Raw genomic sequence first — 18787 nt, 5'->3', positions numbered from 1 at the left:
TCTTGCATGCCCAAATCCGGCCATCAGCCGCTGTCCTGACGCGCCGGGAGGTCGCGCATGCCCAAATATCGACGCACGTTCACCCCGCGAACCGCCGGCCAAACACCGGCGGTTCCGCATTTCCGGGCCATGCTGCGCGAGTCCGCGCTGGCCGTCGAGGTGTCCCCGCTACAGGAGACGGTCAGCGGTGCCGCGGTGACACATTCCAGCGACGACGGGCGCATGCTCCTACAGCTCATCTCCGAAGGCTGGGGGTCGTCCGGCTACTACTCCGGCGCGGTGCTGGAGCAGGCCGCCCGAGACCGGCGATTCGCGGCAGGGCTGCACCTCTACTTGGACCACCCGTCGGCCAGTGAGGAACACGACCGGCCCGAACGGTCGGTGCGCGACTTGGCGGCCGTGCTCACCGAGGACGCCCGCTACGACGCTGACCGGCGGGCGCTGGTCGCTCTCGCGAAGCCGCTCCCCACCTACCGTGACCTGCTCTCCGACAAGGACTTCGTCGAGGCAGTCGGCTTGAGTATCAGGGCCGGCGGGCTCGCCGAGTACGGCACCGCCGAAGGCCGCGACGGGCTGATCGTGCAGGAGATCCGCGACGCGGCCTCCGTCGACTTCGTCACCCGCGCCGGCCGGGGCGGGAAGGTGCTGGCGCTGCTCGAGTCGGCCCGCACGCGGCTGCGGGAGTCGCCGACCGAAGCTACCCGCACGCTGCTCGACCACGCGATCCGCGCCGCATACGTGTCGGGCGAACGCAGCTACGCCTACGTGCGCGACTTCGACCCAGTACGCGGCGTCGTGTGGTTCGAGACCGGCGGCGCGGGCGAGAGCGCCTGCTGGGAGCAGCCGTACCGGGATCACGCGACCGGCATCGAGCTGTACGGGCCGCGGCGTCAGGTTCTCCCCGAAACCGTGTACCGGCCGGTGGTCGTGACCGACTACGTCGAGTCCGCCGAACCGGCCCCCACCACCACAGATGTGACGGACGGCGCCCCGCCGACCGGCTCACCCAACCCACCGAGAGAACAGGAGCCCGACATGTCGGGAACCAACACCGGCGGACAGCCGGGGCAGGCGGGGACGGCAACGGTCGTCGACACCGCCGCGATCCAGATCGAGGCCCGCGAGGCGGCGGCCGCGCGTGACACCGCTGTCCGGGAGCGCGACACGGCGCTGCAGGAGGCCGCGGACGCGACCGCCCGCGCCACCCGGGCCGAGCAGGAGCTCGCCCGGTTCCGCGCCGTCGAGAAGGCCCGGCCGATCATCGAGGCCCAGCTCGCCGAGGCCGGCCTCCCGCGGGCCGCGCAGGCGAAGGTCGTCGCCGGTGTCGTGGCGCGGGTGCCGCTCACGGAGGCCGGCCTGCTCGACGAGGCTGCGCTGAAGACGCTCGTCGAGGCCGAGGCGACCGCGGAGAAGACGTACCTGGCGCAGCTCGCCGAGGCGTCCGGTGCCGGCCGTGTCGCCGGGTTCGGGCAGACCGCGCAGCCGACCGGCCAGGCCCCGGCGAGCCCGTGGGCGACGCCGGACGCCGAGCCGAACACCGCCCTGGTGGAGGCATACCGCAACCGGGGACTCAGCGCCGAAGCCGCTGTCGCGGCGGCGCGCGGGCGAGCGGTCTGAGAGAGGACTGAACGACATGGCGAAGAACATCACGCGCGAGATCGGTAACCAGCTCGCCGTCACCGTCTCCCACCCGGCGACCCCGGCCTCCGGCGACCCGGTGCGATGGGGCAACAAGGCCGGGGTCGCGCTCACCGACGAGGACACCGTCACGGGCAAGACCACCGTCAAGTTCGACGGCTGCGCCACCCTCGCCGTCAAGGGCATCGGCAACGGCGGCAACGTCGCGGTCGCCGAGGGCGACGACCTGTTCTACACCGACGGCGACACCCCGCCCGTCTCCAAGAAGTCGAACGGCACCAACAGCACCCGCATCGGCAACGCCAACGGCGCCGTCGGGTCCGGCGCCACCGCCACCATCGAAATCCGCCTGGCCGGCTGAGGAGACCCAACCATGACCACGAACACCCTGTTCTCCACGGCCATCGCCGCGATGGACGCCGAGGCGGCGAGCTTCGGCGCGCTGTTCGGCGACCAGCAGGCGGTCGCGGCGCGCCGCCTGGAGCTCAAGCCGGAGCTGCTATTGGAGGCCGAGCGGTTCCTCGACCAGATCAAGACAGGTCGCCGGCGGCTGAGCGCTTTCCAGGAGGCGATGTCGTCCTCCGACTTCCCGCTGTACCTGGCCGACTCGTTGGATCGCCAACTGTACGGCGCGTACACGGCTTCGACGCCGACGTGGCGGAACTACGTCCGCGCGGCGACCGTGAACGACTTCCGGAAGGTGAAGCGGTTCGCGACGTCCGGTGTGCGGGGCATCCTGACCGAGGTCAAGGAGCTCGAGGAGCACAAGCGTCGGGCGCAGACGGAGGCGAAGTACGAGTACGCCGTCAAGAAGTACGAGGCTGGGTTTGCCCTGTCCTGGGAAATGATGATCAACGACGACCTCGACATGTTCCTGCGGCTCCCGCGGGATCTCGCCGACTCGGCAACCGACAGCGAGGAGCGGTTCGCCGCGACCCTGTTCGCCGACGCGACCGGCCCGAACGCCACCTACTACAGCACCGGCAACGGCAACCTGATGACGGGGAATCCGCCGCTGACCCGGTCGAACCTGCAGTTGGCGATCACAACACTGATGCAGCGCACCGACGACAACAACAACCCGATCGAGATCGACGCCGTCGAGCTTGTCGTCGGGCCGGGTCTGACGCTGACCGCGCGGGAGATCCTCGACGCGAAGGAATACCGGGCGGTCGCCGCGAATGGTGACGTCACGGTCATCGCGGGCAACGGCGTCGCGGGCAACCTGCGCGTCAACACCAACAAGTGGATTCCGTCGGTGGTGACCGGCGGGAATGCGGCGACGTCGTGGTGGCTGTTCGCGAACCCGAACTCGGGCCGTCCGGCGCTGGAGATCGGCCACCTGCGCGGCTACGAGGCGCCGGCGTTGTACGAGAAGCTGCCGGACATGCGCCGCATCGGCGGCGGCGAGGTGCCGTGGTCGTTCAACCACGAGGCGGCCGAGAAGAAGATCGTCCACGTGTTCGGGGGCAGCTTCATCGATACACGGATGACGATCGCTTCCAACGGAAGCGGAGTCTGACCCGATGGATGGCCTGCCCAGGGCGGTGAGCATCGACCAGGAGTTCTACGCCGACCACAGCCGGCAGCTCGGCCGCGTCGCCGACCTGCTCGCCGAGCAGAACGACCTGATCCGTCAGATGCTCGCCGCCCGGCAGGACGGCCAGCCCGAACCCGCCGCCGACGAGCGGCCCGGGCCGCACCCGGTCGAGCTCCGCGAACCCGACCCGCCTGCCAGTGCGGCGGCGCCCGCCGACGAACCCAAGCCGAAGACGACCCGCCGGCGCGCCACCGCCGCCAAGAAGGGAACCTGACATGCCTCCCATTCGACGTGCCGCCTACTACGGCGACAAGGGCGCCGCGGCCGTCGCTGACGCTGCCGCGATCACATCGGTCGCGGCGGCCGGGGCGAACCCGACGAAGGCCGAGTACGACGCGCTGCGCAACGACGTGATCGCACTGCGGACGACCCTCAACGCGCTGCTCGCCTCGCAGCGGGCGGCGGGAACCCTCAAGCCGTAGATGGAGAGTGCGATGGCCCAGGCTCTGCTTGCCCTGCTCGGGGTGCTGCTGCTGGTTCTCGCCGCGCGCGGGGTGATGGCCCGGCACGTGTCGCTGGCGATGCTCGGCGCCGTCGCGCTCGCGTTCTTCTGGCCGGTGCTGGCCGCCGTATTCAACTGACCGAGGGGGTCAACCGTGGGTAACCTGCTCACCGTCCGCAAGCTGGCGGACAAGACCGTCGGCGAGCGCGTCGTTCGCTACGACCCCGAGACTGGCGTCAAGAGGCTGGTCAACCCGGCAACGCCGGGCGACGATCACGAACCTTGGCCGCTCGCCGGTGTTGAGGTCATCGACGCTCCCGACGAGTGCGCCGTGCCGACCGGGTGGGTCGACCGGGCGGTGTCGGAGGGCTGGATCACGCTCGAATGCGCCAGGCTCGTCCGGCGTCCGGGTGGCCCGGCCGGCGACCCGCACTCGCTCACGCACGCGTTCGTGCACGCCGACGTGCTGGTCATTCACGCGGCCGCCGGTGACATCCGCTACCGGATCACGCACCAGCCGGACAAGTACGTCGCGGATGGCAGCGACGACGACCCGGTAACCCGCGACCACTACGTGGCCGGGGACACCCGCGTCGACTGGTTCTACGGCCTGCAGCGGGAGGCGTGACGTGGCCGACTTCGTCTACAACATCAGTAAGGGTCGTGTCGCCGAGTACGCCAACCGGATCAACACCAATGACCCGGCCAACAGTGTCTTCGTCATCGGGCTGATCAACACGTCGGCGACGGACGCGACGCTGCGCGACCTCGACGACTTCGCCGCGATCGAAGCCGACGCGAACACGGCCGAGCTCACCTCCGGCAGTAACGCCAACTACGCCCGCAAGGTCATCACCGACGCGTCGGGCATGACGATCACCGTCGACGACACGAACGACAGGGTCGACGTCGACATCGCCGACCAGACGTGGACGGCGCTCGGTGCCGGCACGGCGGTCACCGACCTTGTGATCGGCTACGATTCCGACTCGACCACGGGTACCGACTCGGCGATCCGGCCCTGCACCCAGCACGATTTCGCTGTCACTCCGGACTCAAGTGATGCCACAGCACAGATAAACGTGTTCTACCGCGCATCGTAAAAGTGCTGCCCGGTAGCGATATCATAGATGCGTGACGTTGCCGTGCGTGATATGTGGGAATCACTTCGAGTGGAAGCCGCGCGGCGGAGGTCGCCCAAGCACCTGCGGCGAGGAGTCGTGCCGCCGCAAACGCAACTCCATCTCATCGCAGGAACACGTACGCCGTAAGCGCGGCTGGTCAACGACGAAGAGCTCAACTTGCCTTGAGTGCAGCGAGCCATTCGAGTTCACACTGCCGTCCGGACGGTGTGGTCGACCGCCAGAGTTCTGCAGCCCCGAATGCCGGGCGAAGCGAACACGGGAACGAGCCCGGGCTTCTAGCAATGCTCACCGCGCCCGTCTTGCCGAGGCGGAGCGAGTTCGTCGTCGTCGGGTAGCACATCTCGGCAGGTATGGCCTCACTCTCGACCGCTTCGAGGAAATGACGGTTGCGCAAGGCGGCGTCTGCGCCATCTGCAATCAACCGGAGACGAAACATCACAGCGACCTGCTCAAGATCGACCACGATCGCTCGTGCTGTTCGGATAGTCGCTCATGCGGAAAGTGCATCCGGGGTCTGCTCTGCTCGAACTGCAACCGCGCGTTGGGCCTATTCGGCGACGACCCGACAAGGCTGCGCGCCGCGGCGGCCTACCTCGACCGGCAGGTCGCTGCCGCCGACTAGACATTGATGGAGGCCCGCTATGTATTGTTTGATTGGCTGGACCTCCTGATGGCCACGGGCAGCATCCTGCTCACGCCGGGCTCGGCGATCCTGCCGGACGGGACCACAACCAACCTGGCGCCTGCCATGCAGCGGGCCAAGAGTAGCGGCACAGCACCTGCACCCTACTTCCTGCAACTGCTGTACGACGCGGCCAGCGAGGAGTGGGCGTCCTGGGCGTTTCGGATGCCCGCCGACTACGCGTCCGCGCCGGTCCTGAAGGTCCAGTTCAAGATGACGTCCGCCACGAGCGGCGACGTCGTGTGGGCCGCGCAGGTAGCCGCCGTCACAGACGGCGACGCCACCGACGTCGACGCCAAGGTGTTCGCCGTGGCGAACACGGCGACCGTCACCGTGCCCGGCACCGTCGGCTATCTGAAGGAGGCGTCCATCACGATCGCCAACGCCGATTCGCTCGCCGCCGGCGACTTCGTGGTGGTCCGGCTCGCCCGACAGGGCGCGGCCGCAGGTGACACCGCCACCGGCGACGCCGAGATGGTCGGCGCGGCCCTCACCTACACGGCATAGGAGGGTTCAATGGCGCTCACCACAGGCCAGCGTGACGCGGTCACGCGGGCCTATATGCGCACCGTCGTCGGCGAGCCATGCGCATTCGTGAAGTCGGTGCTGCGGACTGCGGTCGACAACGTCGACGACTGGTGCGACTCGGCCGCCACGACCGTGCCCGGCACGTCGTACAACGCCTCACTCAACGCCGGTTTCCGCACGACCGCCACCTCAGCCCAGAAGGCGGCGCTGCTCGCGCTCGTGTGCTGGTGGCGGTCCGGGAGGACCCTCCCCGAAGGGCAGTAGCGATGGCGCGCACGTGGGCGTCCGGCGACCACGTCGACATGACGATCGGCACCCTCGTCGGGATCACCGCCGGCGCGAACACCATCGCGATCATCGCGAGGCGCGGCGCCGACTCGGTCTGGCAGTGCCCGGTCGCCGTTCAGCCGTCCGCGGGCAACCCAGCGCTGAGTGTCGAGATATCCAACGTCAACAAGCTGTCGTACGTCTCGTCGGCGACGGACGTCGACACCGGGGTCAGCTTCACGGTCGCGGACGGCTGGTGCCTCCTCGCGGTCGACAAGTCCGGCGGCACCGGCATACCAAACGGCCACAAGTACGTGTACGCCACGAACACGTGGACGCACAGCGCCGCCGGGACGTCGGTCGGCGGGTCCAGCGCCGACCTCACCGGCGGCAAGGTGCAGCTCGGCCGGTGGGCGGCCGCAGACCCGTGGGTCGGCGACCTCGCCGTCGTCGGTGTCTGGAAGCGGCAACTTACCCCGGACGAGATCGAAAATCTTGCCTACTCGCTGCAGGCGTGGTACGTGGCGGCACCGGACATGCTGCTACTCCTCGACCAGGCCACCACGGCTCAGCAGGTCATCGACCTGGCCGGTCAGGCCACCCAGCAGGCGATCGCCGGCACGGCCGTGTCGACGAGCTCAGTGCCGGTGTTCACCTATGGCTCCGGCCCTCAGGTCGCTGTCGGTCACGCCGGTGGGGGTGCCGGACAGACCGTCGCGGTTGGAGCCGCAGTCGACACCGGTACCGCCGTCACGCTCAATCGGGTGAAGCGGCGGGCCGCCGGCCAGGCTGTCGAGCCCGACACGGCCGTCGCCGTGGGCCGGGCGAAGCGGCGCACGGTCGGCATCGCGGCCGAGACGGACGCCGCCGCCACCCTGATCCGGTCGAAGCGGCGAACCGTCGGCCAGGCCACCGAAACCGGCACAGCCACACCCGCCGGCCGGGTCAAGGTCCGCGCTCCGGGCCTAGCGGCAGAGGCCGCGACGACGGTCCCGGTCGGTCGCGCGAAGGCCCGGGCCGTCGGCACTGCCAGCGACACTGAGACTGCCCGGCCTGCCAGCCGGGCGAAGCGGCGCACGGTCGGCATCGCGGCCGAGACCGACACAGCGCTCGCCGCCGGCGGCGGCAACAGCCGCACCATCAGCCCGGCAGCCGAATCCGACACCACGGTCGCTGCTGGCCGGCGCAAGGCACGCCAGGTCGGGACCGCCGGCGGGACCGACAGTGCCCAGACGGCTCCGCGGGCGAAGGCACGGACAGTCGGCGCCGCCGCGGAAACCGACTCGGCTCGTCCCGTCGGCTGGGCCAAAGCCCGTGGTGTCGCTGCCGCAGGCGACACCAGTACTGCCCTGCCGATCGGGAACCCGGCCAGCCGTGCCATCGGAACGGCCGGGGGGCTCGACACCGCACGGCCGGTCGCGGCAGCGAAACGGCGGTTCATCGCTGTCGTGGGCGACACGAGCAGCGCCGGGACACCCGGCCGCGGGAAGCGGCGACACATCACGGTAGCGCTCGAGCTTGATGTCGCGGTCGCGCTCCTCAGTCCGGCCATTCCCGGTCCAGCCCCCGCCCGGTACGTGCGGATGCACGCCGGCCGCGCCTATGCCAAGCCCGGCGCCACCCGCACCTACACCCGCGCCGGCGCGACCCGGCCGCACACCCAGACCGGCACTGGACGGGAGGCACTGTGACCATCCCTGACCTGTCGGTCGGCGACTGGGAGACCGCATGCCTCGACGTCGCACCGTATGACGTCAGCACCGCAGTGACCCTGACGCTTCACTCGCCCGCCGACCCCAACACGACCGGGACACCGATCCCCGTCGACGGCGGGGTCGGGCTCACCAACGACGACGGCAAGGCGGTGAAGCGGTTCACGGCCACCGCAGTCCAGTACACCGTCGCAGGCTGGTGGGTGCGGGCCTGGAACGTCACCGGCGTCGGCGCCTGCCAGCCCGACGAGCGGTTCTTCGTCGCCCCCAACCCGCTCGCCGGTGGACCGGAGTGGACGCCGAGCCGCGCCCGGGTCGCCTCATACGTGCCGTCACGGCCACTGGTACCCGCTGCGGACGGCAGCAACACCGATCTGCTGACGTTCGACGCCTCGACCAGACCCACCGGCAGCCAAGTCGACGTGATCATCATGGACGCCGTCAACTGGGTCACCGACTCCACCGGCGACCTCGACAAAACGCTGCACCAGTCGGCGAACGCGTGCGCCGCGATCAGGGCCGCCGCCTTCGTTGAGCTCGGCTATCCCGAGCGCAACGATCCGACGAAAGACACCGCGAACCAGACGTCGGATCGGCTGTTCAAGCAGGCCGACCAGATGTTGAAGCAGCTCGCCGCCCGCAACGAGTCCCTCACCGGCGTCGACCCCGACGACCCCGACGCCGTGTTCGAGATCGTGCCGCTCTATTCGTTCCCGCCCGCACCCGCCCACGGCGACCTGCTGCTCTGAACTGGAGGAATCCATGACCGACTATGTTGGTGTCTTCCCGACCGGTGCCGTCTCCCTGGTTTCGACCCCGGTCTCGGTGGCGTCCGGGGACCGGATCGACGGCGCTGACATCGAAAACGGTGGCGTGTTCACCGTGTTCGCCGCCGGCACCCCGACGGACGTCACGTTCGTCGACCCCGGCAAGACGCCTGCTGGGACACCGGCCGGCACGGTGCCGCCGGTGACCGTCGCGGCGAACACATCCAGGTCATGGGGCCGGACGGCGCTGAAGGGCTACATCAACCAGGCCTCGAACAAGGTCGTGGTGAACTACTCAGCGCCCGCTGGCGTGACCGCACAGGTCGTCGGCTGACGCCGTGGGAGACGTCGAGTTCCGCGAGAACCGCCGCGGTGTCGCCGCCATGCTGCGCACCCCGGAGATGCTCGCCGCCATGGAGCACCTCGGCGAACTGGTTCGGATCGACGCCGAACGGACCGCGGCCGTCGACACCGGCGCGTACGCGTTCGGCACCAACCACGACCCAGGGGTGACCGGCGGCGGTTTCAAGGTCGACGCCGCGATCCGGGACGGGAAGGCGAGCGTCATCGTCTCCAACGATGTCCGGTCGGTGCCGTCTGCAAACCATCCCACAGGATACCCCTACGGGGTAGCCCAGGAATTTGGGAACGAGCACGTCGAAGCCCGGCGCACGCTCGGAAACGCCCTCGATGCTCTGTCTACCCACATCTGATCACCAAGGAGCCGCGATGCTCGTCACGATCGTTGTCGTCCCGAACGCCGACAACACCGGCATGGACGTGGACCGCATGGGCAAGGTCGAGGACATCCCTGACGAGGTGGCGGTGAAGATGCTGCAGATGGGCACCGCCCGCGAGCCGTCCGTCGAGGAACTCGACACCTACGACCGGGACCGTGCCCCCGGTTTCGACGGCCGCTGGTCACACACCGACCTGCTGCTCGCCGACATCATCGACCGCACCGGCGGTGCCGAGCCGATCGGCTCGGTCGACGCGGCCCCCAGCCCAGCCCGGCCGCGTCGCCGGGCGGGCCAACAGCAGCCGCAGTCCGAGCCGCTCCCGGCAAACCCCGACGCGCTGCTGGTGTCGAGCAGCGCGGAAGCGGAGTCCACGCCTGACCAGGCGGAAACCGCGGCGCCGGACAAGCAGACCGGCACCACAGACACCACCGCCTGACGTCGAGGGGCGTTGTGGCCGGCTATATCACCGCTTACGCCCTACTGAAGGCGTTCCTTGCCGAGATCGGTGAAGCGGACCAGGTCGCCGTGTTCAAGAACGTCCACCGTCGGCCGCCCGGCAACCTGGCGACGAACGTGCCGCTGCTGGTCATCGCCCGGTTCGGTGGCGCCGACGACAAGCTCACCATCGATCGTCCCCGCATTCAGATCGACGTGTTCGCCTCCAGCGAGGACGCGGCGGAGAAGCTCGGCGAGGACGTACGCGCCGCGCTGCGCACCAGGCTCCCGCGCTACCAGCATGGCGGGGCGGTCGTCGGCCGGGTCGAGACAATGTCCGCCCCGCAACTCGTGCCCTGGTCCGCGTCCAGCGTGTTCCGGGCCAGCGCGCGCTACCAGATGACCGTCCACCAGTACACCGGCATCGGCTGACACCAGCACCCACCACGCAGCCCCGGATCGCACCAGCGGCCGGGGTTTTTCGTGCACCTGAAAGGACCGCGCCCGTGAGCGACAACAGGAACCTGCTCGCCGGCATCAGCGCCGCCGGCGCGGATGGCACCGGCCTCGTCTGGATGGCCCAGCCCGGATCGACCGCCCCCACCGACGCGACGACGACGCTCGCCGCAGCGTGGAAGAACATGGGCGGCCAGGCCGAGGCCGGCGTCTCGATCAAGCAGTCGATCTCGACGACGAAGAAGAAGTTCTACGGGTCGACCGACATCCAGCGGACTCTGGTCACCGAGCAGGAACGCACCATTGACGTGGTGTTTGGTGAGACGAACGCCCGCACCATGGAGGTCTTCTGGCGCAGGGCACTGAACTCCATCACCCCGGCCGCGGTCACTGGTGCTTTCGGCGTTGCAGCCGGCGCCTACAGCCGGCAACTGTATGCGTTGGTCATCGACATGGTCGACGGGGTGAACCGGGTCCGGTTCTACTGCCCGTCGGTCGAGGTCACTGGCCAAGGTGACGTGAAGATCGCCAGCTCGGAGTCGCTGGACTGGGGCGTCACGCTCACCGCCTACCCGGACACGAGTGGAAACGCCATCTACCCGTTCTTCGCCCTGCCCAACCTCGGCTAGGAGTGCCCATGACAACCCCCGACGACACCACCACACCCGCCGACACGCCGGACCGTGGCGACCTCGACGCCCTGCGCGCCGAGGTCGCCACGGAACCGGATGCAGCCGATGAAACGATGATCGTGCCGCTCGCCGACACGGCCGTGAAGGTCAAGCACTTCCTGGACTGGCCGGCTTCGGCGGACGACGACCTGGCGTTGGGGCGGATCACCACTTGGGCGAGCAAGATCCTCGCCGAGGACGACTTTGCCAAGGTCTGGTCGAAGATCGACCCGACGAACCGGCAGGTCGTCGCATTCATGGCCGACCTGGAGAAGGTGACCGGTCTCCCTTTCGCGTCGCGGCTCGCCTCGCCGACCAAGTAGCCCGCTACACCCGGCAGATCGAGGGCGACCTGTTCCTGAAGGGCGTCGACCTGCGAGACCTGCTCCGTAAGGGCGGCGGCGCGTCCCGGCTCACCGCGCGGCGCCTGGACGTGCTCCTCGACGCGCTGCCGGGCGAGTCGCTGTACAAGACGGCCGTCCGGAACGCGCTCAGCGACGACGATCTGGCCGAGCTGGCGTCGGAGCCGCCGCAGGGTCACGGCCGCTGGTCACACACCGACCTGCTGCTCGCCGACATCATCGACCGGCTCGGTGTCGTCGGCTGGGCGCTGCACGCCTACGAGAAGCCGCCCGAGCCGTATCACCGGCCCGGGATCGTCCGCCGCCGTCGTGGCCGGTCGAATCCCGCCATCAAGGCGCAGATCGCGGAGATCGCCCGCGAGCACGCCGAACTGCACGGCTACAGCCTGGACGACCCACCCACCTAGCAGCGGAGGGGGCTGTCGATGGCCGTTGAGGACGAAGGGATCTCCGCAGGCTCCGTCTACGTCAAGGTCGAACCCAACTCTCGCGGATTCTGGGCCAAGTTCGTCGCCGACAACCAGGCCGGGGCCGCGAAAGCCGGCGACGACCTCGGCGACCGGATCGGCAAGGCGATCGCGGCGCGGATCGCCCGGGGCGTCCGCGACGGGCTCGGTGCCGGCGGCACCGGCCTGCGCGCCCAGGGCGGCCGCTACGGGCAAGAGTTCGGCGGCACGTTCGCCGACACCGCGCGCCGCCGGATCGAGGCCGCGCTGCGGTCACTGCCGACACCGCAGATCGGTGTCGCGACGACCGAGGCCGAACAGAGGCTCAAAGACCTGCGCGGCAAACTCGCGTCGCTGGCCAGCAAGCGCATCGGCGTCGACATCGGCGCCACCGAAGCGCTTGAGGAAGTCCGCCGGCTCAAGACCGAACTCGACCGGCTCGCCGGGTCGTCGCCGTCGGCGCAGGTCCGTGTCGACACCGCCAACGCCGCGATCGAACTCGCCGCCGTCGACCGGGAGATCGCCCGCCTCGACGGGCGCCGCGCCAACGCCACCGTCGACGTCGACACCAACGCCCCCACGGCGATGGGGCACATGCAGGCGCTGGTCAGTGCCGGGCTCGCTCTCGGCCCGGCGATCGTGCCCGCCGCTGCCGCCGCCGCAGCCGGTGTTCTCGCCCTCGGCTCGGCCGCCCTGTCCGCCGCACCGGCTGTCGGCGTGATCGCACTCGCGTTCCGCGGGGTCGGTGCCGCCGTCAAGGCCCTCTCCACCGCCCAGCAGGAGTCGGCGAAAACCGGCGGCACCCTCGCCCAGCAGCAGCGGTCGATCGCCTCCTCCGCTGACCAGGTCCGATCCGCCGAGGCGAGCCTCGCGAACACCAGGGCGAACGCCGCCGACGCCCAACGCCGCAGCCTGCAGCAGATCGCTGACGCCGAACGGCAGGTCGGGCAGGCGCAGCGGGAAGTGCTGCGCGCCCAGCAGTCGCTCAACGACGCCCGCGAGGAGGAGCGGCGCTCCCAGCAGGACGTCGCGTTCCGGCTGCGGCAGAACGCGATCGACCAGCGGCGGGCCGCCGCCGAGGTCGAGGCCGCTACCGAGGCCGCCGCGGGTGGCGGCGGCGAACGGACGAAGGACGCGCTCGACGAGGCGCTGCTCCGGCAGGAGGAACTGCGGGTCGCCGGGGAGCGGCTGGCCGCCGAGCAGCACCGCAACGCCCAGACCGGTGTCGATAGGTCCGAGCGGGTCGTCGCCGCGCAGGACGCGATCGTCAAGGCGCAGGAGCGGGTCGCCGCCGCCGAGCGCGGCGTCACGGAAGCCCGGCAGCAGGCGGCGGCGCAAGCCCGCCAGTCGGCGTTTGCCATCGCGCAGGCACAGCAGGCGGTCATCAACGCGCAGCGGGCGGCGGGCGCTGCCACGGTCGCCGCGGCGGCGACCGGCGGCGCGGCCGTCGACAAGCTCGACGAGTCAATGCGGGCGCTGCCCGTCTCGGCGCAGGCGTTCGCGCGGGTCCTGTTCGGGCTGAAGCCACGTCTCGACGAATTGCAGGAGACCGCCGCCGATGGCATCCTGCCCGGCGCGCAGCAGTCGATCGAAACCCTGCTGCCCTACTTCGGTGACCTCGACGCGTTTGTGGGCGACGTCGCCGGCACCATCGGCGACCTCGAGGTTCGCGCGGCGCGGACCTTCACGAACCCGTTCTGGCGCCAATTCTTCGGCTACCTCGCGGGTGAGGCCACCCCGACCCTGGACAAGATGTACGAGACGTCGATCAACGTCTCCGAGGGGTTCGCCCGCGTCCTACTGGAGTTCACGCCCGTCGAACGGCAGGTCGGCGGCGGTCTCGTCGACCTTTCGGAGCGGTTCCGCGACTGGTCCCGGAGCCTGGAGACGAATCAGGGCTTCCAAAACTTCGTCCGGTACGCGGAAACCGAAGGCCCCCGCGTCCTCGCCACGATCGGCGAACTCGCGAGTGCCGGCCTGCGGATCGTGCAGGCGTACGCCCCGGTCGGGTCGGTCGTCGTCACCGAGCTGCGTATCCTCGGCCAGGTCATCAACGCCATCCCCGTGTCGGTGATCACCTCGCTCGTTGCCGCGCTCACCGCATACAAGACGGTCACGCTCGTGACCGGCGGAGCGCAACGCCTCCTCAACTCCGACATGCTCACCGGCGCAGCCGGGATGGTGCGGTACAAGACTGTCGCCGACGAGGCGGGCAAGGCCACCACCGGCTTTCAGCGAGGACTCTCGGCAACCTCGGCGTTCCTCGGCGGACCGTGGGGCATCGCGATCGGCCTCGGAATCACCGCGATCGGCTACCTGATCACGTCGTATGAGCCTGATCACGTCGTATGAGCAGGTGCAGGCCCGCATCGACGCCAACGCCAGGTCATTGGGGGACATCGGCGACGAGTACAAGCGAACCGGTCAGGTCTCGGCCGAGTCGATAGCGCAGATGGTGCGGCAGAACCCGCAACTGCGGGACCTGACCGAGATCCTCCGCGACCAGGGCCTCACCGTCGAGGACCTCGGGCGGTCCTACCAGAGCAACCTGGCACTGCAGGGGCGGGTCCTCGCCGCCGCCCGGGAACGCGCCGAAGCGGACGCTGCCGCCTACCGCAAGGCGTTCCAGGACGACCTGGGTTTCGGCAGCAACACCGAACTCCGGGAGCGCGCGGAACGGTCCCGTGAACTGGTCAAGTCGCTGCAGAAGTCGTATGACGACGCGAAGCTCTACGCCGACGCCTACGCCGGCGCCGCCGAGCGGGCCGGTGACGCGACCGACATGACGTCGGAGGCGTTCGGTAAGGCCAACCCGACGGTCAAGGCCCTCGCCGACTCGTACAAGATCTTGTCGGATTCGACGTCGACCGCTGCGGATAAGGCCAAGGCGTTGAAGGACGCCGAGGACGCCCTGTTCGGCGCTGCCCGTGATGCCGATCAGGCCGCTGTCGACCAGGCCCGCGCGGTCCAGAACACCAACAAGGTCCTCGACGATCGGGCTGCGATTACCGCGAAGGGCGCGAAGCAGCTCGACGTCAACACCGATGCCGGCCTGCGGCTACGGGAGTCCCTCAAGGATCAACTCAGCGCGATCAATGCCACATTCAGGGCGAACGTTGCAAACGGCATGTCGATCGAGGAGGCGACGAGGAAGCACGACGAGGAGGTTGCGGCACTCAAGAAGAACGCCACCCAGCACGGCGTCAACGCCGGCGCTGTGCAGCACCTCATCGACATCTACGGCAAGGTGCCCCCGTCCGCGACTACCGATGTCGCGATCCGCGGCCTGGACGCGACGAGGAGCCAGCTCGACGAACTGCTCGCCTACCAGTTGGCGCTGCGGACCGGCATCACCCTCGCCGAGGCCCGCGACAAGGTCTCGCCACAGATCACGTCGCCCGGCGGCAAGGGCCAGTCACGCGGCGGCCACCTGCACACCGGCGGTCCGGTTGTTGGGCCCGGCACCGGCACTTCCGATGACGTGCCCGCGATGGAACGCGGCACCGGTGCGCCGTTCTGGCTGTCCAACGGGGAATTCGTGCAGCCCACCGCGTCGGTCGACTACTACGGTCAGGGCTTCATGGAGGCGATCCGGCGCCGCGCCATCCCACGGCAGGCTGTCCGTGGCTACGCGGACGGCGGCCTGGTTCAGCAGATCCTTGCCGAGCACTACCCGTATCCCGTTGGTGTGGAGCAGACCAGAATCCCGAGCCGTGCCGAGGTCGCGGCCGCGGTCAGGTACGTGTTCTCGACCTCGACGTGGCCGTCGAGCCCCGCCGCGCAGCGCGGCGACAGCGGCGTGTGGCGCGCGGTCGTCCGGATGATCCAGGGCACTGGGCCGCTTTCCGGCAAGTTTGGGAATGCGTACCGGCCGGGAGATCCGCTTTGGCACGGTTGCGTACCGATGGACACCCGAATCTTGACCCGGCGGGGCTGGCTCACCTACGACGACGTCGTCGTGGGAAAGGATGAGACCGTCGGTTACAACCCGCAGACCGGCAAAAACGAGTGGACCCTCATCGTCGCCCTGCACCATTACGAGGACGCCGAGGTCTGGAGGCTCCAGAACTCGTGGTTCACGGCCGAGGTGACGCCAGACCACAAGTGGCTTGCTGATCAGCAGGTGACGGTACAAACCGAGACGGTCTGTACCGAGTGCGGGCGGGAGTTTGCCACAGGGCGCGGCATGACAAAACACCGCGCCGACGTACACGGGGTGCTCACTCCGCGCCGCGAGCGATACGAGGAGCAGTTGGTCGCGACCCGCGACTTCAAGCAGTCGACGCGGGTCCATCTGGCGAAGCCGGCGGATCTCGGCAGCCGGCTGCCTATCACGGACGATGAGGCCGAGTTGATCGGCTGGATCTTCGCGGACGGCTACATGGAGCCCTACGGGCCGACGATCGTCCAGTCAAAGCCGGCGCAGGTGCGGTATCTGCGTACGTTCATGGCGGGATTCCCGCACCGCGTGTACCGGCGTCCGGCCGAGGGTCACCAGAAGTACGAGGTTTTCCGGTTCGCCCTGACCTGGGAGTGCTGGCAGGATCTGTCGGCCCGGTCCAAGGCATCCAAGGCCGAGGCGCTGGACTTCGTGTACAGCCTGTCCGTGTCGCAGCGACGGGCGTTCGTCCGGGGCTTCCTGGCCGCGGACGGCACACGCGACCCGCGCACCAGCGACGAGCGGCTCGGTTACGCCGCGTTCCAGGTGTCTGGGCCGGTCGCCGAGGCGATCAAAGTGGCCGCCTACCTGGAGGGGTACCGGCCCGACACGCGGGTCAAGACCATGTTCGACAAGGACCGGTTCGGAACCCGGCCACTGGAGTGCATTGGGTTCCGTACCCCGGTCGTCAAAAGCCGGCACCTTCGCGTCGTCGACAAACGGATCGCGGACGTGTGGTGCCCGACCACAACGTTGGGCACGTGGACGGCCCGACAGGGCGAGGAAATCTTCCTGACCGGCAACAGCGGCCGGGCGGTCGACTGGATGGGCTACAACCAGGACGCGCTCGCGTCGTTCCTTGCCCGGCAACGACCGCTGGAACTGATCCACCGGACGAACACCCGCGACTACGCATACACCCGCGGCCGGGACAAGGGCTCCTTCAACAATCGGTTGATGGAGGAGCACCGCAACCACATCCACATCGCGATGCGAACCGGCGGCCTCGTCGGAGCGTCGGTCCCGTTCGGGGTCTACGACTCCGGTGGTCGGCTGCCGCAGGGCCTCAGCATCGCCTACAACGGCACCGGCCGCCCCGAGCAGGTCCTGACGAGCCGGCAGATGGGCGACATGGAACAGGCGGCGACGGCGCGGCCCGTGGTACAGAACTTTTACCCGGCGGCCCAGATCGACGAGCGGGCCCTGGCGATGATGTCCGCCCGCCGGTTCGCTGCCCTGGGGGTGCGCTGATGGTTTACGCCAACTACGCCGAATTGGCGGGCGTCGAGGTGGCGGGCGTCGACTACCGCATTGCACGCCGCTACGGCCGCTCGCAACTGGCGCACATCTCAATCCACGGCGGCGGGATCGAGGTCGGCACGACGGAGGCCGCGGACGCCGCCTCCGGCGACGACCGGCACGGCTATTACACCTTCGAGGGCCTCAAACCGTCCGGCAACTCCGTGCTGCACATCACGTCGACCCAGTTCGACGAGCCGCTCGCGTTGCAACTGGTCGGTTCGGTGGAACGGGTCGTGTCGTGGCACGGGGCGTCCGGCGGCACCGCGCAGACATGGGTCGGCGGTCTCGACACTGAACTGCGTGACGCGATCCGGGCCGCCCTGACCCGCGCCGGGTTCACGGCCACCCTTGCCGCCGACGACCGGCCCGAGATCCAGGGCCAGCAGGCCCGCAACATCGCCAACCTGTCCCGTAGGGGTGCGGGCGTGCAGTTGGAGTTGTCGACCGCGCAGCGGGAGGCGTTCTTCCCCGGCGGCGACACGTCCCGGGTGATGCGGGAGTCCGGGCAGCGGACCGCCGCGTTCGCGGCCTACATCGCCGCAGTGAACAGCGCCATCGACCAGGTGCTCAACGTGCCGGCCCCGATCGGCGGGGACGAGGCGATGCCGCTGGTGCAGATCGGCGACATCCTGTGCAGCGTGACCCCGGACGAGGCCGGGGTGTTGTGGATCTGCGAAGACGTGCAGGGCTGGGGGTCGCCCGGCTCGACGCTGGACGTGGCGCAGCGGTCGGGGGATCACGGCGGCTGGGGCGGGGACGCATACCTGGTCCCGCGGATCATGGTGATCAAGGGAACGTTGATGGCGCCGTCCGCGGCCGCGGCCGTGGATGCCCTGTCCCGGCTCTACCGGGCGATCCCGCTGACCCTGTCACCGTTGACGATCACCGAGGCGGGGCTGGCGCGGACCTGCATGGTGCGCCGGCAGGACGACGTGATCCCCACGTGGATCTCGACCCGCGATGTGGAGTGGTCGGTACAGGTCGAGGCCCCGGACCCGCGCAAGTACGCGGCGTCGCCGTCGGCGGTATCGACGGGCCTGCCATTGTCGTCGGGCGGTTTGCGGGCGCCGGTGCGGGCGCCTCTCCGGTCGGTTGCCACGGTGGCCTCCGGTGTGATCAGCGCGAACAACGCCGGGGACTTCCCGACGAGGCCGGCGTTCCGGATCGACGGCCCGGTGGTCGGGCCGCGGATCGTGCACATCGCCTCACAGCGATCCCTCGGATGGGACCTGACCCTGTCGGCTGGCCAGTGGCTGGACGTGGACGTCGACCTCAAGACGAGCTTGATCAACGGGCAGGCGTCCAGGAACGGGGTGATGACTGCCCGCGACTGGTTCGATCTGGACCCCGGTATCACCGAGATCGGTTTCACCGCCGCGAACTACACGTCAGCCGTGTTGACGTGCTCGTGGCGGTCGGCGTGGATGTGAGGAGA

24 protein-coding genes are annotated in these 18787 nt (G+C 69.3%); 23 read left to right on the top strand and 1 reads right to left on the bottom strand.

The features are described from left to right. Positions 1-57: 57 nt before the first annotated feature. Genes Drose_RS06295 through Drose_RS06260 form a run of 8 tightly spaced genes read left to right on the top strand, consistent with a single transcriptional unit; the run spans position 58 to position 4783 of the window. The gene (locus tag Drose_RS06295) at positions 58-1617 is read left to right on the top strand and encodes a hypothetical protein (protein WP_260727235.1); all 1560 of its coding nucleotides are present in this window, start codon (positions 58-60) and stop codon (positions 1615-1617) included. 16 nt (positions 1618-1633) lie between these two features. Beyond that, positions 1634-1999, top strand: a complete 366-nt coding sequence (locus Drose_RS06290) for a hypothetical protein (protein WP_260727234.1) — start codon at positions 1634-1636, stop codon at positions 1997-1999. 12 nt (positions 2000-2011) lie between these two features. After that, a complete protein-coding gene (locus Drose_RS06285) occupies positions 2012-3160 on the top strand; it encodes a Mu-like prophage major head subunit gpT family protein (RefSeq protein ID WP_260727233.1) in 1149 nt (382 codons plus the stop codon). Positions 3161-3164: 4 nt separating this feature from the next. Next, entirely contained in the window at positions 3165-3452 is a 288-nt protein-coding gene (locus tag Drose_RS06280; protein ID WP_260727232.1) for a hypothetical protein, read from the top strand. Position 3453: 1 nt separating this feature from the next. Then, positions 3454-3660, top strand: a complete 207-nt coding sequence (locus tag Drose_RS06275) for a hypothetical protein (RefSeq protein WP_260727231.1) — start codon at positions 3454-3456, stop codon at positions 3658-3660. A 12-nt stretch (positions 3661-3672) separates the two neighbouring features. Then, positions 3673-3819: a hypothetical protein gene (locus Drose_RS06270; RefSeq protein ID WP_260727230.1), complete on the top strand. Its 147-nt coding sequence runs from the start codon at positions 3673-3675 to the stop codon at positions 3817-3819. Positions 3820-3834: 15 nt separating this feature from the next. Continuing rightward, complete coding sequence (locus tag Drose_RS06265) at positions 3835-4308, top strand: hypothetical protein (RefSeq protein ID WP_260727229.1); 474 nt, start codon at positions 3835-3837, stop codon at positions 4306-4308. Between the two features lies 1 nt (position 4309). Beyond that, a complete protein-coding gene (locus Drose_RS06260; protein WP_260727228.1) occupies positions 4310-4783 on the top strand; it encodes a hypothetical protein in 474 nt (157 codons plus the stop codon). 193 nt (positions 4784-4976) lie between these two features. Here Drose_RS06260 and Drose_RS06255 read toward each other — a convergent pair whose 3' ends face one another. After that, a complete protein-coding gene (locus Drose_RS06255) occupies positions 4977-5288 on the bottom strand; it encodes a hypothetical protein (protein ID WP_260727227.1) in 312 nt (103 codons plus the stop codon). On the opposite strand from Drose_RS06255, the gene Drose_RS38990 reads away from it, so the two are divergent. The 15 genes from Drose_RS38990 (at position 5205) to Drose_RS06185 (ending at position 18782) form a co-directional block, all read left to right on the top strand. Then, a complete protein-coding gene (locus tag Drose_RS38990; RefSeq protein ID WP_390891331.1) occupies positions 5205-5447 on the top strand; it encodes an endonuclease domain-containing protein in 243 nt (80 codons plus the stop codon). The two genes, Drose_RS06255 and Drose_RS38990, sit on opposite strands and share 84 nt — an antisense overlap. Positions 5448-5495: 48 nt before the next feature. Next, positions 5496-6014: a hypothetical protein gene (locus Drose_RS06250; protein ID WP_260727226.1), complete on the top strand. Its 519-nt coding sequence runs from the start codon at positions 5496-5498 to the stop codon at positions 6012-6014. Positions 6015-6023: 9 nt separating this feature from the next. Beyond that, a complete protein-coding gene (locus tag Drose_RS06245) occupies positions 6024-6299 on the top strand; it encodes a hypothetical protein (protein ID WP_260727225.1) in 276 nt (91 codons plus the stop codon). A 2-nt stretch (positions 6300-6301) separates the two neighbouring features. Then, positions 6302-7993: a hypothetical protein gene (locus Drose_RS06240; protein ID WP_260727224.1), complete on the top strand. Its 1692-nt coding sequence runs from the start codon at positions 6302-6304 to the stop codon at positions 7991-7993. Beyond that, a complete protein-coding gene (locus Drose_RS06235; protein WP_260727223.1) occupies positions 7990-8763 on the top strand; it encodes a hypothetical protein in 774 nt (257 codons plus the stop codon). Before Drose_RS06240 ends, Drose_RS06235 begins: the two co-directional genes overlap by 4 nt. A 13-nt stretch (positions 8764-8776) precedes the next feature. Continuing rightward, positions 8777-9115 (top strand): hypothetical protein, encoded by a 339-nt coding sequence (locus tag Drose_RS06230; protein WP_260727222.1) that lies wholly within the window; start codon positions 8777-8779, stop codon positions 9113-9115. Between the two features lie 49 nt (positions 9116-9164). Continuing rightward, entirely contained in the window at positions 9165-9494 is a 330-nt protein-coding gene (locus tag Drose_RS06225; RefSeq protein WP_260727221.1) for a hypothetical protein, read from the top strand. 16 nt (positions 9495-9510) lie between these two features. Beyond that, positions 9511-9957 carry a hypothetical protein gene (locus Drose_RS06220; RefSeq protein ID WP_260727220.1) on the top strand — a complete coding sequence of 149 codons (447 nt, stop codon included), beginning with the start codon at positions 9511-9513 and terminating at the stop codon, positions 9955-9957. A gap of 14 nt (positions 9958-9971) precedes the next feature. Beyond that, complete coding sequence (locus Drose_RS06215) at positions 9972-10388, top strand: hypothetical protein (protein ID WP_260727219.1); 417 nt, start codon at positions 9972-9974, stop codon at positions 10386-10388. 74 nt (positions 10389-10462) lie between these two features. Then, on the top strand, positions 10463-11041 hold the full coding sequence (locus tag Drose_RS06210; protein WP_260727218.1) for a phage tail tube protein: 579 nt from the start codon (positions 10463-10465) through the stop codon (positions 11039-11041). Positions 11042-11049: 8 nt separating this feature from the next. Continuing rightward, positions 11050-11406 carry a hypothetical protein gene (locus Drose_RS06205; RefSeq protein ID WP_260727217.1) on the top strand — a complete coding sequence of 119 codons (357 nt, stop codon included), beginning with the start codon at positions 11050-11052 and terminating at the stop codon, positions 11404-11406. Between the two features lie 110 nt (positions 11407-11516). Beyond that, positions 11517-11852, top strand: a complete 336-nt coding sequence (locus Drose_RS06200; RefSeq protein WP_260727216.1) for a hypothetical protein — start codon at positions 11517-11519, stop codon at positions 11850-11852. An 18-nt stretch (positions 11853-11870) separates the two neighbouring features. After that, complete coding sequence (locus tag Drose_RS06195; RefSeq protein ID WP_260727215.1) at positions 11871-14243, top strand: hypothetical protein; 2373 nt, start codon at positions 11871-11873, stop codon at positions 14241-14243. Continuing rightward, the gene (locus Drose_RS06190) at positions 14221-17301 is read left to right on the top strand and encodes a Hint domain-containing protein (protein WP_260727214.1); all 3081 of its coding nucleotides are present in this window, start codon (positions 14221-14223) and stop codon (positions 17299-17301) included. Before Drose_RS06195 ends, Drose_RS06190 begins: the two co-directional genes overlap by 23 nt. Continuing rightward, positions 17301-18782: a poly-gamma-glutamate hydrolase family protein gene (locus Drose_RS06185; protein WP_260727213.1), complete on the top strand. Its 1482-nt coding sequence runs from the start codon at positions 17301-17303 to the stop codon at positions 18780-18782. Before Drose_RS06190 ends, Drose_RS06185 begins: the two co-directional genes overlap by 1 nt. The last annotated feature ends 5 nt before the right edge of the window (positions 18783-18787 follow it).

It is taken from the genome of Dactylosporangium roseum (assembly GCF_025264685.1).
Classification (GTDB): Bacteria; Actinomycetota; Actinomycetes; order Mycobacteriales; family Micromonosporaceae; genus Dactylosporangium; species Dactylosporangium roseum.
This window is presented reverse-complemented; position numbering and strand designations above follow the sequence as displayed.

What these genes read in the sequence shown, in the direction of transcription:
- Drose_RS06295 (WP_260727235.1), top strand. Translation starts at nt 58, where the DNA reads ATGCCCAAATATCGACGCACGTTCACCCCGCGAACCGCCGGCCAAACA.
- Drose_RS06290 (WP_260727234.1), top strand. Translation starts at nt 1,634, where the DNA reads ATGGCGAAGAACATCACGCGCGAGATCGGTAACCAGCTCGCCGTCACC.
- Drose_RS06285 (WP_260727233.1), top strand. Translation starts at nt 2,012, where the DNA reads ATGACCACGAACACCCTGTTCTCCACGGCCATCGCCGCGATGGACGCC.
- Drose_RS06280 (WP_260727232.1), top strand. Translation starts at nt 3,165, where the DNA reads ATGGATGGCCTGCCCAGGGCGGTGAGCATCGACCAGGAGTTCTACGCC.
- Drose_RS06275 (WP_260727231.1), top strand. Translation starts at nt 3,454, where the DNA reads ATGCCTCCCATTCGACGTGCCGCCTACTACGGCGACAAGGGCGCCGCG.
- Drose_RS06270 (WP_260727230.1), top strand. Translation starts at nt 3,673, where the DNA reads ATGGCCCAGGCTCTGCTTGCCCTGCTCGGGGTGCTGCTGCTGGTTCTC.
- Drose_RS38990 (WP_390891331.1), top strand. Translation starts at nt 5,205, where the DNA reads ATGACGGTTGCGCAAGGCGGCGTCTGCGCCATCTGCAATCAACCGGAG.
- Drose_RS06250 (WP_260727226.1), top strand. Translation starts at nt 5,496, where the DNA reads ATGGCCACGGGCAGCATCCTGCTCACGCCGGGCTCGGCGATCCTGCCG.
- Drose_RS06245 (WP_260727225.1), top strand. Translation starts at nt 6,024, where the DNA reads ATGGCGCTCACCACAGGCCAGCGTGACGCGGTCACGCGGGCCTATATG.
- Drose_RS06240 (WP_260727224.1), top strand. Translation starts at nt 6,302, where the DNA reads ATGGCGCGCACGTGGGCGTCCGGCGACCACGTCGACATGACGATCGGC.
- Drose_RS06230 (WP_260727222.1), top strand. Translation starts at nt 8,777, where the DNA reads ATGACCGACTATGTTGGTGTCTTCCCGACCGGTGCCGTCTCCCTGGTT.
- Drose_RS06225 (WP_260727221.1), top strand. Translation starts at nt 9,165, where the DNA reads ATGCTGCGCACCCCGGAGATGCTCGCCGCCATGGAGCACCTCGGCGAA.
- Drose_RS06220 (WP_260727220.1), top strand. Translation starts at nt 9,511, where the DNA reads ATGCTCGTCACGATCGTTGTCGTCCCGAACGCCGACAACACCGGCATG.
- Drose_RS06205 (WP_260727217.1), top strand. Translation starts at nt 11,050, where the DNA reads ATGACAACCCCCGACGACACCACCACACCCGCCGACACGCCGGACCGT.
- Drose_RS06195 (WP_260727215.1), top strand. Translation starts at nt 11,871, where the DNA reads ATGGCCGTTGAGGACGAAGGGATCTCCGCAGGCTCCGTCTACGTCAAG.
- Drose_RS06190 (WP_260727214.1), top strand. Translation starts at nt 14,221, where the DNA reads ATGAGCCTGATCACGTCGTATGAGCAGGTGCAGGCCCGCATCGACGCC.
- Drose_RS06185 (WP_260727213.1), top strand. Translation starts at nt 17,301, where the DNA reads ATGGTTTACGCCAACTACGCCGAATTGGCGGGCGTCGAGGTGGCGGGC.